The sequence below is a fragment of the Dyadobacter alkalitolerans DSM 23607 genome (assembly GCF_000428845.1).
GTDB classification, from domain to species: domain Bacteria; phylum Bacteroidota; class Bacteroidia; order Cytophagales; family Spirosomataceae; genus Dyadobacter; species Dyadobacter alkalitolerans.
The window spans coordinates 557,334-570,172 of sequence record NZ_AUAS01000002.1; the positions used below are offsets into that span (position 1 = coordinate 557,334).

14 protein-coding genes are annotated in these 12,839 nt (G+C 45.1%); 9 read left to right on the plus strand and 5 right to left on the minus strand.

The genetic code is table 11. The features are described from left to right. Window positions 1–6 precede the first annotated feature (6 nt). A complete protein-coding gene (locus tag G395_RS0105520; RefSeq protein ID WP_026629148.1) occupies window positions 7–1,194 on the plus strand; it encodes a chromate transporter in 1,188 nt (395 codons plus the stop codon). A 19-nt stretch (window positions 1,195–1,213) separates the two neighbouring features. Then, window positions 1,214–1,945 (plus strand): DUF2490 domain-containing protein, encoded by a 732-nt coding sequence (locus G395_RS0105525; RefSeq protein WP_026629149.1) that lies wholly within the window; start codon window positions 1,214–1,216, stop codon window positions 1,943–1,945. Between the two features lie 51 nt (window positions 1,946–1,996). Here G395_RS0105525 and G395_RS0105530 read toward each other — a convergent pair whose 3' ends face one another. After that, entirely contained in the window at window positions 1,997–2,356 is a 360-nt protein-coding gene (locus tag G395_RS0105530; protein WP_229203997.1) for a DUF4406 domain-containing protein, read from the minus strand. Between the two features lie 246 nt (window positions 2,357–2,602). On the opposite strand from G395_RS0105530, the gene G395_RS0105535 reads away from it, so the two are divergent. Together G395_RS0105535 and G395_RS30980 are read left to right on the plus strand one after the other, a co-directional pair. Further along, window positions 2,603–3,067 carry a DUF3291 domain-containing protein gene (locus G395_RS0105535; RefSeq protein ID WP_026629151.1) on the plus strand — a complete coding sequence of 155 codons (465 nt, stop codon included), beginning with the start codon at window positions 2,603–2,605 and terminating at the stop codon, window positions 3,065–3,067. Window positions 3,068–3,281: 214 nt separating this feature from the next. Then, window positions 3,282–4,592, plus strand: a complete 1,311-nt coding sequence (locus G395_RS30980; protein WP_051350013.1) for a M12 family metallopeptidase — start codon at window positions 3,282–3,284, stop codon at window positions 4,590–4,592. A gap of 134 nt (window positions 4,593–4,726) precedes the next feature. Here G395_RS30980 and G395_RS0105550 read toward each other — a convergent pair whose 3' ends face one another. From G395_RS0105550 to G395_RS0105565, 4 genes are read right to left on the minus strand one after another with little or no spacing between them, the layout of a single operon-like run. Continuing rightward, on the minus strand, window positions 4,727–5,488 hold the full coding sequence (locus G395_RS0105550; RefSeq protein WP_026629152.1) for a LytR/AlgR family response regulator transcription factor: 762 nt from the start codon (window positions 5,486–5,488) through the stop codon (window positions 4,727–4,729). Continuing rightward, window positions 5,469–6,491, minus strand: coding sequence for a sensor histidine kinase (locus G395_RS0105555; protein WP_026629153.1), 1,023 nt, complete (start codon window positions 6,489–6,491; stop codon window positions 5,469–5,471). The genes G395_RS0105550 and G395_RS0105555 overlap by 20 nt, the downstream gene beginning before the upstream one ends. Window positions 6,492–6,524: 33 nt before the next feature. Then, window positions 6,525–6,986, minus strand: a complete 462-nt coding sequence (locus tag G395_RS0105560; protein ID WP_026629154.1) for a hypothetical protein — start codon at window positions 6,984–6,986, stop codon at window positions 6,525–6,527. Window positions 6,987–6,997: 11 nt separating this feature from the next. Beyond that, window positions 6,998–7,954 carry a heme-binding domain-containing protein gene (locus G395_RS0105565; protein WP_157486565.1) on the minus strand — a complete coding sequence of 319 codons (957 nt, stop codon included), beginning with the start codon at window positions 7,952–7,954 and terminating at the stop codon, window positions 6,998–7,000. Between the two features lie 398 nt (window positions 7,955–8,352). Here G395_RS0105565 and G395_RS0105570 point away from each other — a divergent pair, with 398 nt between their 5' ends. From G395_RS0105570 to G395_RS0105595, 5 genes are all read left to right on the plus strand, one after another. Next, window positions 8,353–9,585 carry a cation:proton antiporter gene (locus tag G395_RS0105570; RefSeq protein ID WP_026629156.1) on the plus strand — a complete coding sequence of 411 codons (1,233 nt, stop codon included), beginning with the start codon at window positions 8,353–8,355 and terminating at the stop codon, window positions 9,583–9,585. A 211-nt stretch (window positions 9,586–9,796) separates the two neighbouring features. Next, window positions 9,797–10,390, plus strand: coding sequence for a hypothetical protein (locus tag G395_RS30985; protein WP_026629157.1), 594 nt, complete (start codon window positions 9,797–9,799; stop codon window positions 10,388–10,390). A 1,109-nt stretch (window positions 10,391–11,499) separates the two neighbouring features. Next, window positions 11,500–11,931 (plus strand): hypothetical protein, encoded by a 432-nt coding sequence (locus G395_RS0105585; protein ID WP_026629159.1) that lies wholly within the window; start codon window positions 11,500–11,502, stop codon window positions 11,929–11,931. A 243-nt stretch (window positions 11,932–12,174) separates the two neighbouring features. Next, the gene (locus G395_RS0105590; protein ID WP_026629160.1) at window positions 12,175–12,372 is read left to right on the plus strand and encodes a hypothetical protein; all 198 of its coding nucleotides are present in this window, start codon (window positions 12,175–12,177) and stop codon (window positions 12,370–12,372) included. Between the two features lie 84 nt (window positions 12,373–12,456). Next, the gene (locus G395_RS0105595) at window positions 12,457–12,765 is read left to right on the plus strand and encodes a hypothetical protein (RefSeq protein WP_026629161.1); all 309 of its coding nucleotides are present in this window, start codon (window positions 12,457–12,459) and stop codon (window positions 12,763–12,765) included. Window positions 12,766–12,839: the final 74 nt, after the last annotated feature.

The window sequence follows — 12,839 nt, forward strand, 5'->3', positions numbered from 1 at the left end:
ACATGTATGGAAACCCTAACGCAGACACAAACAATTAAATATAGCCTTGCAGAGCTGACCAGCTATTTTCTAAAACTCGGTACGCTGGGCTTTGGCGGTCCTGTTGCCCTGATCGGCTACATGCACCGCGATTTGGTGGAAGACAAAAGGTGGATTAGTGAAGATGAATACCGCGAGGGCCTGGCCCTTGCCCAGCTGGCCCCTGGCCCGCTTGCTGCCCAGCTCGGCATTTACCTGGGCTATGTGCATCACGGGGTTTGGGGCGCTACCCTTACCGGACTTGCCTTTGTGCTACCATCGTTTGTCACGGTAGTTTTGTTGGGGATGGCATATAAACTTTACGGCGGGCTTCCCTGGATGCAATCTGTGTTTTATGGCGTTGGCGCAGCGGTGATCGGTATCATTACGCTAAGTTGTTACAAACTCACTATCAAATCAATCAGTAAAATAGAAACACAAGCGATCAAAAGCAGATGGATCCTCTGGCTTTTCTTTTTGACAATGTCCATCGTTACTGCGATCACCCAGCGGGAAGAAGTGTGGCTTTTCATTCTTCTGGGCTTCATTTATATGGTTGTGAAAGCGCCGCCCGAATGGCTGCAACGAAGGGATACATCTTTATCTGTCATCCTCCTGGTCGGCACGGGCTTCTGGCAATATGAGACTGGCGAGCTTGTCAAACTTGGATTATTTTTCACTCAGGCAGGCGCATTTGTATTTGGGAGCGGCCTGGCAATTATTCCATTTTTGCAGGCAGGTGTCGTCGGCGAAATGGGATGGCTCAATGAGCAGCAGTTCCTGGATTCTGTTGCGGTTGCCATGATCACGCCCGGACCGGTTGTGATCACCGTTGGCTTTATAGGATTTCTGGTTTCCGGGTTTGCCGGGGCGGCTGTCGCTGCATTGGGCGTCTTTCTTCCTTGCTTTGTTTTCACAGTTTTGCCCGCACCTTACTTCAAAAAAATCTCCAAGAATGCCAGTATCAAAGCATTTGTCGATGGGATTACAGCAGCTGTGGTCGGCGCGCTGGTCGGATCGGTTATTGTGATTGCGACCCGGTCAATCGTTGATATGGCATCGGCTACCCTCGCAGTCCTGACCATACTTGCACTCATTTATATTAAAAAACTGCAAGAACCTTACATCATCCTGGCTGCGGCGCTCATTGGTTTTTGCCTGAAAACGTACCTATAAATTCTGATTAATTGCTTCTATGAAAAGATCAATTTTACTACTGCTTATCCTTTTTTCAGTCCCGTCCCTGGCTCAAAAACAAGTCAATAAGCCAAATGGCGTGTGGTTAGGTTATTTTAACCAGACCAGGATTACAGACAAATGGGGTATCTGGCTGGATTTGCATGCAAGAAGAACTGATTTTTTAGACCGCTGGTCCACACAAATCATTCGGCCAGGGATTACCTATTATGCCAACGACCACCTCAGATTCACGGCCGGTTATGCCTATGCGCGCAGCTATCCTGCGGCTGGCCTGCACACTGTTCGGCCAGAGAACATGCTTTGGCAGCAGGTGCTTTGGACAAGCCGTCAGAAGCGGCTGCAAACCCAGCAGTGGATCCGGGTAGAAGAGCGATTTAATCGCAAGATTGCCAATGACGCTTTGCAAGAAGGTCACAATTTTAACTTCCGGTTCAGGTATTTGCTCAATCTGATGGTTCCCCTAAACAGCGATTTCATCGAGCCGGGTACAGTGTTCTTTGCATTCAATGATGAAATTCATATCAATGCCGGCAAGCAGATAACTTACAACCTTTTTGACCAGAACCGCCTTTTCCTGGGCCTGGGTTACCAGTTTACCAAAGGGCTCAACTTACAAGTCGGTTATATGAACCAGTTCCAGCAGCTTCCTTCGGGCAACCATTTTAACAGCAACAATGTGCTAAGGGTTTTTGTGTTTCATAACCTGGATATCCGGGCCAAAAAGTAGCAATCTTCCCTTTGCTATGCCTGGCGGTCGGCTACATTGCCGAAGGCTTTATTATTTACCAAATTCAGGGATTTCATTGATATCCCTAAAAATGGTTTTCCCGTGATTTGCTCCCGTCGACACCATTTCATCCGCCCCGGCAGAAGGGCCTCCAATTCTGAGAACTGCATCACATTTAGCAATTAAATCAACAGCCACAGGATGAAATATCCTATTAAATATTTCGTCCCCAATGGCTTGCGAACCTGCCGCTTCGATCAATGGTAATGCAAACCATTCCCCCATTACCGGTAGGTGGCCTTTATTATAAACCTCCAAAGCCGCCTTTGTCATGGCCTCTACATTTGCCTCAATCAGCTCCGGATCATCACCGGTTCCCGAACGATAAGGACCGGCTACTAAGATCATCATTTGACTCATACCTCTGTTATTATGTAAATTAATAAGTGTTTCTAATGAAAATGTGAGCAGAAAACGCCCGCTCCGCCGCTGAGCAGGCCCGGACAACGAGATTCAATAGCCGTTCACGAACTTCCCTAGTGATCTTTTCCCCTATCCGAAAGCTCGCCGCCTAATTCTGATTACTTTTGCGCAAGTTAGATCATTTTTGATCAATATCTATAAGTGCTTTGAAATAAAACCAATAAATCCATAGTAATGCAGCAATACCAACTGGCTCAAATTAATGTGGCCAAGATGAAGGGAATTGATATCAATGACCCTGTGATGAGAGAGTTTGTAGACAATCTCGATGCAGTTAATGCACTTGCAGAAGTAAGTGAAGGTTTTGTGTGGCGTTTGAAAGAAGAGAATAACAACGCAACCGGGCTTGATCCCTTTCAAGACCTGACCGTCATAACCAATGTTTCTGTTTGGCGGGATATACCGACTTTACAAGCATTTACCTACCGCTCTTTTCATGCTGAATTTTTAAAAAGACGGCGCGAGTGGTTTTTGAACTACGGAAAAGTATCCATGGCAATGTGGTGGATTCCCGCGGGAACATTACCTACGATGGAACAAGCCATTGAGCGGCTTGATTATCTGACGACAAATGGCCCTTCTTGTTATGCTTTTAGCTTTAAACATCCTTTTTCAGCACCATTATACGGCGCTGAATAGATAGTAATGAATAGTAGTTATCCCCCTCAATGCTGACCGACATTCCCCCTACATATGTCCGGTTTTGCCAGGAAAAGTGATGCCTTACGTTTAGCGATTTTGACCCTCGGTTCACCGATTATCTCAGGCTTGATGCCCGAGCCCGATTTAGTTTTGATCATTCGAATGTGGGTAACATTCACTTAAACCAAATCATTTTAAAAATCGGGCAATCATGAAAACAAAACATTTATTAGCCAAAACAACAATTGCATTGTGTGCGACACTTTATCTTACTTCATGCCTGGAAATGGAGCCTGAAAAAGCGGTAGGCGCATCGGCAGAAGCGAAAGTGAATGTCGTAGCGCCGGAAGCGGCTTATCCCGGAGAAGGCGGCATTACAAAACAAGGAATGCTTTTTGGCAAAGAAATAACCTATTCAGAAATCGATGGAAAGGCGGTTTTTGAAGGCGATATCATCCTGACACCGGAACAACTGGGCCAAAACACCGGTGCAAGGACCCAGGCTTTTACCAAGATACATTCCCTTTGGCCCAATAATTTCATCCAGTATATCGTGGACCCTAGCATTTCGGATGACAGCGCCATTCTCGCAGCAATTGCTGATGTGGAAGCTGCTACGCCATTGCGTTTTATACGTCGTCGTTCTCTTGCTGACATTCCAGGTTATCAATTTGCACAGACAAGTTATGTGACATTTACACGCAGCCGGGGCTACTCATCTTCTATTGGCCGCATAGGCGGCCAGCAGTTTATAGGGATTCCGTTTTTCCCGACCAAAGGTGGTATTTTGCATGAGATCGGACACACAGCGGGCCTGCTGCACGAGCATACACGCTACGACCGGAACGCTAATGTTAAGGTTAATCTCAACAATGTTGCCGAAGCCGCAAAACCGAACTTTACAATCCTGGATAATGAGGGATACGACAACAGGAAATACGGCTCCTTTGATTTCGGCTCTATCATGATGCTCGACTCATACGCATACTCACAAAACGGCCATCCTGTCATGACCACGCTGGATAACAAGGCATTTACCGTGCAGCGAAGTCACCTGTCGGTAGGCGATGCCCAGTGCATTACTGCTATGTATTCCAATGTGTTTGCCGTTACACCTACCGGCATTCTGGCAGGAGATGCGGCAACGGGCAAAAATGCACCATTGGCAACTCTTGACACCGGAGCAGGTGAGATTTATGCGTTGAAAGATCAATTCTTTCTATCACAAGGCAACAAGGTGACGCAGATCAGATCGAAATCTGGCTGGGCTTATAATGTAACATCAGGCACAGGACCCGTAAATGGCATGACTTACTACAAAGGAAATATCTTCACATTGCAAGACGGGAGCGTATGGAAAATCGAAGCTACAAATTGTGTTAGACAGCACAGGAAAAATCTGCTGGTTGTTAGCCAGGGTACATTATACAGCGTAGATGAAGCAGGGATTACAAAACCAATTTCAGGCGGCTGGAGCAATGCAACCGATATTTCAGCCGTCAATTCAGAAGATCAACCTTAATGTCTATTTAGCAAATGACAAAACGCTCTGCACAATAGACAGTGTGCAGAGAGTTTTGTTAAAAAGCCAAACCGGCAAAATCATTTTTGACAGCGGGATATTCCCTGACGGATTTTTTGCGTGAGAAAACATTGTTAACGATTCTCCATCCACGCCAGAAATGCCGGCGTTTTTTCTTTGTTGATCAATAGTTGATCAGGCGTTTCAATGGTCAGCTTCACATACAATTTCCTAAGAAAATAATGTTCGATTTCCTTAATGGCTGAAAAGTTGACCAGATATTGCCGGTTAACCCGGAAAAATTGCTTTTGGCTCACGGACGCCGCGATCTGATCGAGAGATTGGCTCAGTGAAAATTCCTGCCCATCGAAACACATGATCATGGATGTTTCATTTTTAATATAAAAAAACGCGATCTGCGCAGTTTGGACGGTGGTGTATTTTTGATGTTTAAATACCAGAAAACTGGTTTTCTCTGCCGGCGGCACTATTTTATTCAGCAGCTCGCTTAAATCAGGAATCGCTTTTTGCTGGAAGAAATTTTTCAGATCGTCGACTTTGGCGAGCGCCCCTGCAATGTCTTCCCTAGAGAAGGGTTTCAGCACGTAATCCACGCCATTTCGTTTGAAGGCTTCCAGTGAATAGGCATCAAAAGCCGTACAGAATATCACTGGGCAAACGATTTCCACAGATTTGAAAATTTCAAAACTCAAACCATCAGCCAACTGAATGTCCATTAAGATCAGGTCTGGCTGCGGTCCCGCCGAAAGTGCCTCAACAGATTCTTCGACACTCTGATATGGTCCGGTGATTGTGGCTACCGGGCGCAGTTGCCGGAGAATATTTTCAAGGGAGCGGGCTGTTTTCAGCTCGTCCTCAACGATTACGATGTTCATGAATAATTGGAAGTCTAACCTGAAATAGGTCCTGGCCGTTGATCACCTCAACCTTTTTATTTAATAAATGGCTGTATTTCAATTCAATGTTTTTCAAACCCACACCCAGGGAATCTTCCTGGCTCTTTCTGAGCTGGATCTGGTTTTCAACCACAATGCTTTCACCCTCACTAAAAATCCGGATTTGCAGCGGCCGGCTTAAAGACACAATGTTGTGTTTGAGACAGTTTTCAACTAATAATTGCAATGTAAATGGAGGGATTAATGTATCTAACACAGTTTCATCAAGCTTGTTTAGAAAAATAAACCCATCCTCGAACCGCGCTTTCTGTAAAAAAAGATACGCATTCAAAATCTCTATTTCTTCCTTCAAATGGATCAGATCCAGCTTGCGGCTTTCGAGTGTATAGCGGTAAAAATTGGCGAGTTTTAAGATGAAATCCACCGACTGCTGATCATTGGTTTCGACCATTGCTTTAAGCGTGTTCAGACTATTGAATAGAAAATGCGGGTTGACCTGCTGTTTCAAAAGGTCGTATTGCGCACTCAAATTATCATTCCGGAACCGTTCCAGTTCCATGCTCACATGCTGGTTTTCATAATTCTGTTGCAGCATATTCAGGAACATATAAAACACCAGATTGATCAAAATCCCACGCACTTCCACCATCAGCATGGCCGGACCGAAATCAATGTGAGAAAGGATAAGCTGCTGAATGTAAGCCAGTCCCAGCATAACAACCAGACCAAACGCCAACGAGTTGATTAATTTGGCATACGATATCTGCTGGCCCTGCGACCTGTTGCCTTTTTGCGAAAGCATGTAAATATTGAAATACCACATAATCACCGCAAAGGCAGCCGTAATGATCGCATTCACCGCAGCTTCCAAAGGCACAAACTTGTTCGAAGCCAACTGCGGCACCGAGGAAAGCAAACCGAGCACCACAGAACTCGTCCAGATGATCGTATTAGAAACTTTAAAAGGCGCTTTTGTTACCATATTCGTTCGGTCCGGGTGCGATTCCGCGTTTTATCAGGGGAAAACGGCAGCTCGCTGGGAAGTTATAAATGCGATCTGCTGATCCTTCTCGGGCCTGGCGTCACCAGGCTTGAAGCCTTCCCCGGCTTTGAAATCATAGTCAAAAGCCAATGCTGCTGCATTTCTATGAGCAACATTTACGTGCTCTACGGAATAAATCTCGGCATTTATATTGGTCCCATACCATTGCGGCATTGGTTTTTGTTTCCAGGTTACCAGGGTATAATGTGCGCCTGGGCTTAGTTTGGTCAAAGAATCCTGAGCCGTTTGCAGTGCAAGATCATTGCCGAAAAGCATTGCAATCGTGCCTTTCTTGTTGTTAATGATGGATTTGATCACCTTTTGATTTCCCGCATCGTACAGGTATTCAGGTGCAAGATTGGCCGTGTTGCGATCGTTGCAGGACATTAAAAAAAGCGCCAGCGCAGCGATATATAGTGAAATAGTGGATTTCATTTTGGTGCTATTTATTTGGTCGGGATGTTGAATACAAAGTCGTTTTCAGGTGCAAGCAGCCGGTGGCAGTTCGCGCAGGTCTGTTCAAAAAGGACCGTTTTGCCTGCTGGTTTCAGATCGAGCCCGTCAAATTTGGCGAATCCCCAGCCTTCGGTGGAGCTGTATTTTTTGCTGTCTTTGATCATAAACTGTGCGTTTTGAAAATTGCCTGGCAGCACATTGCCGTCCTTATCCTCCGCCTGTTTACCCCAAACGACCTTTACCACCCTGGATCCGTCAGGGAAAGGAAGTTGATGGTTTTTAAGAGCCTTCACCAAAATATTATTTCCGTAAACGATCCGCATGCTGCCCCCGTCGAACTTATCGGTCACGCTGATGATCTTCCAGTTTTTGTAATCCGCAGAATAGGGAATGCCATTCAAGGCGACCGGCGTTTTTTGGGTCAAAGTTTTATCATTTGTTAAAGATTGGGCAACGATCCTGGCTGTATCCACTTTATGCCTTCCAGAAAGTGTATTGACATATTGTTTCAACACTGCCAGTTCGGATGCAGACACTTTGCCGCCCGGATGTGCCAGCTGATAACGTTGTAAAGGCATTTTCTGCTGATCGATTGCATTCACCATTTCCCAAAGCAACAACTCCTGCACAGCAGGTGGGTTTCTGTCCCATTCCGAAAAATTAAACCGCGACCGCGCCTGATTCACATCATGCGCCACCAGGAAGGATGCCGGGGCGATCTTATCAAACCATTCTACTTTGGCTTCATTGGAATGACAATCATAACAAGCCCGCTCCAAGATCTGCTTCACCTCCTTTGGAACCACAATTTCGCTGGTCACCGGCGGATTTTCAATGGCAGGCGAGCCGATTTGCAATGCCACAAAAATGATGATGAGCGCGATCGCCGCACTTTTGTAAAATGTTATCCCTGGTTTTTTCATTCTGATATAATATCTGATTCTCATAGCTCAAATGTAGGGCTGTTCATCCCTGTTTCCGAGCAACAGGCCCCTGTACCAGGCGAACTTAACCGTAAACCAGACATCGACGAAGGTGAACCGGACAGTAGACGGCGCCAAGTCTGACCGTCATGCGCGCGCCCCGGCCGCCGGTTACAAGAAAAGCATTACAAGAAATTCGAGACACAATTTGCGGCGCTATCAAAACCTTGTTAAAGGACTGAAATTCTACGCCCAAATCCTTGCAGACCGAAGGACCACTTTTTAGTTCTCAAAAGAGCATTGAGAACCATAATGGGGAAAGAAAATTTGAACCTGACCAGTTCGTTCAAAAAAGCGTCGTTGCCAGGAAAGTGTTAGTGGAACAGTTTTTACTATACCTACCGCTACATTACAGCATCTTTATGGACACTTACGTTTTAATTCTTGCAATTATTGGTGCTGCCGTTCTGGGTATGGCATGGATGCCATCTTTTACAGCCAAAACAGGCGTTTCTGATTCGGTAGTGTATGTGCTGCTGGGCGTAATTGTTTTCAGCATACTGGACGCGCTTCCACAAGCGGACCCAATTCTCTACCAGGATTACTCAATCCACCTTACAGAGCTCGTCGTGGTGATATCATTGATGGGAACAGGGCTTAAAATAGACAAGCCGTTTTCACTCAAAAAGTGGAGCGTCCCTTTTCGCTTGCTTAGCGTCACAATGCTTTTGTGTATAGCGGCTGTGACATTCCTGGCCTGGGCATTTTTAGATTTTAGCCTGCCCTCAGCGCTTCTGTTAGGCGCTGTATTGTCGCCGACAGACCCTGTCCTTGCAGCAGATGTGCAGGTGGGCCCTCCAATGGAAGGAGCGGCCGACGACGTGCGCTTTGCACTTACAGCCGAAGCTGGCATGAATGATGGGATGGCGTTCCCTTTTACCTGGTTGGCTATCGCGCTGGCAACTGCTTTGCCAGCAACCATCGTAAGTGAGCTGGTCACATGGGCTCTCGTGGACTTGATTTATAAAATCGTCAGTGGTATTATTTTAGGGTTTGCCATGGGTCGGCTCCTGGCTTTCCTGGTGCTGAGAGTCGCGGAGAAGAGCCGGATAATCAACTTAAATGACGGCTTCATAGCCATAGCTGCTGCACTGTTCATATTCGGTTGCGTAGAACTGTTACATGGCTACGGTTTTATTGCAGTGTTTGTGGCAGCAGTCACATTCCGAAATTATGAAATGGGCCACAACTTCCATAAAGACATGCATCAGTTTTCTGAGCAGACAGAAAGAATTCTGGTGGCTGTCGTGTTGCTGGTATTTGGCGGGAGCTTAGTGGATGGTATCTTGCAGGCATTGAGCTGGCCCATGGCATTACTGGCAATTGGTTTCCTTTTTTTAATCAGGCCGGTCTCTGGGATGCTTGCGTTGAGCGGGACTGCGCTGCATTTTAAAGAAAAGCTAGGCATCAGCTTTTACGGCATCCGTGGAATAGGCTCCTTTTACTATCTCTCCTTTGCTTTGCAAGAGGCGCACTTTCCGCATGCAAAAGAATTGTGGTCAATTACCGCATTCATAGCGCTGTTGTCTGTATTGGTACACGGACTAACTGCTACCAAGGTAATGGCCCACCTGGAAAAGTACTTTAATAACTAAACAGCGCGGGTAACATGAGCGAGAGTCATATAACTTTCCAACTCGGATCAGCAAGGATTGAGAAGTCTGGGCGTGAATAATGGCAGAAGTCGGTTCCGACTGATGGAGTTTCCGGTACTAGCGGGTTCCACCTGAAATACGACCTGGGAAGATTGTTTAACAAGAAGAATATTTAGTATATTCACAAACGGCGCCATAATTCTTACTTATCATGAAACTGCTCATTTCTTTTCTGATCGCAACAATTACCAATGCTTCAATTGCCCAACAGATAGTCATTAACGCTGATGGGACGCATTCGACAGTGCATTCTACAGGCAGCGGGACGGGCATTATTGTAAATCCAAATGGAACGCATTCGACAGTACATTCCACAGGCAGCGGGACGAGCATTATCGTAAATCCAAACGGTACGCATTCGGCGGTGCATTCCACAGGTAGTGGTACGGGCATTATTGCAAATCCAAACGGTACGCAGTCAACATTTCATTCTATTGGTAGTGACGCGGGTGTAATTGTTAACCCGAATGGTACCCATTCGACTTTTCATTCGGCGGGTAATAATGTAAAAGTGATTGTAAATGCGAATGGAACTCATACTATATTTCCCTCGTCCGGAAATAAAAACGATGTAATCGGTAATTCTCACAACACATTCCTTCAATTTCTCACGAAAGATTCCGACGCTACTCCCGATTCGTCCCATCGGAAGTCATTAAATAGATTAAGCAAGGACGCGCGTTTGAAATGGAGGGAACCCAGACGGCCCAAGGAAGAACCAGATCCGTCCCCGGAAAAAGAATAGCAACAGTGAGTGGCTAGGCTAGACCCTGACTTCGGCGATGCTCAAATTGCAACAACAGCAGCTGGCGCAATGCTTAAAGTTCTCTAAGTGTAGATAGAATAGCTAAAACAAGACTTTTGTTAACATGTCCTGGTCCGTTTGCATCGTCAACAACCCGGTATTCACCTTGATCGTCTTCTCAAAAACTAGCTTTTTGCCCTCAATTTCTATTTGAAGCTGATAAGTATAGCCTAGTGTGATAATTGTCAGTGGCAGTTCAATAGTTGCGCCGAGATATTCGACTGGAAGTACATGGATTTCATTCATACCCATAAATTAGATATGAATGTATACAATATGAAAATTCTTGAATAATAAACTTCGATATCCTAGCTATACGCTCACACCCATATACCCGATTTTATGTTATTTTAGCGACTCTTTGAGTTGCGAATACTTGCTAAAACGGTATGAGCTATCTGTATAAATCAATTGTGCAACATGATGTTGCCTAATTAATCACTCCTTTTCAACACATCATCGACTACTGAGAGATAAAACCGGGTCGCCGGAGCGATCCAGTTTACCTGCGTATTCTGGTATAAATTTGCCGGTCTTTAGCTCAATAACGATATAAGACCGCAACTTCAACAAACGCTGACGATTACTTCCTGAAGTCAGACTCCGCTTATAGCATTGGAAGACGGGCTGAAGGAGCCGAAGGCAAACAGTTACTTGGAATAATACTTGACAGAATCAGTAGTGATTGGCTTGACAGCCTTGCACAAAATAAGGTTTGAAATCTCCAATGTGAATACTTCTAAGTCTTATGATTGACGCCGATCGGACGATCAACAATCCTGCATGTATGACAAGTGAAAAAGTAAGAACTTTTTTCAGGAAAATTCGTCATTTATCGTACTAATGGCTGATGAGAATGCTTTATAAACAGCGAACCCGTCAAGTAAACTTAGCTAATACTGCAAACAAGCTTTCAGAAATAGAGTTATTTTAAAGACTATTTTATCAGTATCTTTATCTGAACTCATCAGAAACACCGGAAACTCAACTGTCAACCGACTGAAAACCAGAGAGAGGCTCATGATCGCCTTGCAAACATAACTTTGGATATGCGAGCTCCAAAACTTTTTGTAAAGCTTTTGGCGAAACTTTGCGCACTACTGGTGTTGGCTATGGGAATCCTCTGGTGGATGACCTGCCACGAAAGAACCATCGCAACGGATAATCATGATAAAGGTCATATTATCGCGTTCAAGACACTCGGCGACTTAGTTCAACTACGACCATTTAGGCGGCCATATTATCAAGTAACAGCAATAAATGACGGCCCTTATATGTTTGTGGGGTACCACCTTAAAGAGAACATTTTGGTTTATGGGTCAGAACCTGCGAGCGGATACAGTTCTTATGGCGTTATAACGCCCAAACAATTGGATGACATTATCTCCAAACTTCCTAACAATCCTAAATGGGAAAATATCCATAAAATTATCTCCGCGTATCCACGCCCTGGACGAGTTCCCTCAACGGGGATCTTTTAGAGCCACTATTGATAGTCCTTCCCTGGGCAACAATTAATTGGGCGTTTTCTGGAGGGAAACGGAGAAAAATCAATGACATTGAGAGTTCGGAAAAACCACCGAATTTTTAGGCGGCTCCAAGCGGTTAGAAAATCAACTTTATATTGGTGTCCGCCATTGGGCCGCCACCACTTAGTTAACCCTGGCATGGAAATTACTATCGCCAAGTCTTTTTTCATATACACATCCACAATACCATGAACAATGATAACACAAAACCAACCTGCTGCTGATCGAGGCACCAAAAAGGGCTTAGGAGATTTATTTACATCGGGTGGATTTAGGAAATTAGAAGGTACTTGTTATAGCCGCCCTTTGGATAAACCAAATAAAAAGAAAGCAAAAGGATCAAATCAGGAGGAAAGTGTGGCACAAAAGGCACATCATATCGTCGGCCTCTAAATAAAGGAATGCCAGAACAGCTTGAGCGGGGCGCGTAGCCCTAGATTCATTCCTTGATGAAACCTTACACAAATTGTTAAAAAGATGCAACTCATACAAATTTTTGTACCGCTAACGGGTCCGAATGGGACTCCGTTTGACGATAGCTTGTTTAACCAGGTAAAAGACAAGTTAACCCAGCATTTTGATGGCGTTACCATTTATCAGAGAGCCCCGGCAACGGGCTTGTGGAAAGAAGGCGGCACAGCTGTCCGCGATGAAATCATTATTTATGAAGTAATGGCTCCGGAGCTAAATCTGGACTTTTGGGTGCCCTATAAGGCAGGCCTTGAAAAGCAGTTCGGCCAGAAGCAGATCCTGATCAGGACATCTGAAATCAGTGTTATATCTTAACTGATGTGAACACTATTCTCATGAAATTGTGCGCCTATCAACTACCATATACATTCCTGTAACTGCCTTGATAG

Bases quoted from the DNA above. Each gene is read 5' to 3' on its own strand.
- G395_RS0105520 (WP_026629148.1), top strand. From the start codon at position 7: ATGGAAACCCTAACGCAGACACAAACAATTAAATATAGCCTTGCAGAG.
- G395_RS0105525 (WP_026629149.1), top strand. From the start codon at position 1,214: ATGAAAAGATCAATTTTACTACTGCTTATCCTTTTTTCAGTCCCGTCC.
- G395_RS0105530 (WP_229203997.1), bottom strand. From the start codon at position 2,356: ATGATGATCTTAGTAGCCGGTCCTTATCGTTCGGGAACCGGTGATGAT.
- G395_RS0105535 (WP_026629151.1), top strand. From the start codon at position 2,603: ATGCAGCAATACCAACTGGCTCAAATTAATGTGGCCAAGATGAAGGGA.
- G395_RS30980 (WP_051350013.1), top strand. From the start codon at position 3,282: ATGAAAACAAAACATTTATTAGCCAAAACAACAATTGCATTGTGTGCG.
- G395_RS0105550 (WP_026629152.1), bottom strand. From the start codon at position 5,488: ATGAACATCGTAATCGTTGAGGACGAGCTGAAAACAGCCCGCTCCCTT.
- G395_RS0105555 (WP_026629153.1), bottom strand. From the start codon at position 6,491: ATGGTAACAAAAGCGCCTTTTAAAGTTTCTAATACGATCATCTGGACG.
- G395_RS0105560 (WP_026629154.1), bottom strand. From the start codon at position 6,986: ATGAAATCCACTATTTCACTATATATCGCTGCGCTGGCGCTTTTTTTA.
- G395_RS0105565 (WP_157486565.1), bottom strand. From the start codon at position 7,954: ATGAGAATCAGATATTATATCAGAATGAAAAAACCAGGGATAACATTT.
- G395_RS0105570 (WP_026629156.1), top strand. From the start codon at position 8,353: ATGGACACTTACGTTTTAATTCTTGCAATTATTGGTGCTGCCGTTCTG.
- G395_RS30985 (WP_026629157.1), top strand. From the start codon at position 9,797: ATGAAACTGCTCATTTCTTTTCTGATCGCAACAATTACCAATGCTTCA.
- G395_RS0105585 (WP_026629159.1), top strand. From the start codon at position 11,500: ATGCGAGCTCCAAAACTTTTTGTAAAGCTTTTGGCGAAACTTTGCGCA.
- G395_RS0105590 (WP_026629160.1), top strand. From the start codon at position 12,175: ATGATAACACAAAACCAACCTGCTGCTGATCGAGGCACCAAAAAGGGC.
- G395_RS0105595 (WP_026629161.1), top strand. From the start codon at position 12,457: ATGCAACTCATACAAATTTTTGTACCGCTAACGGGTCCGAATGGGACT.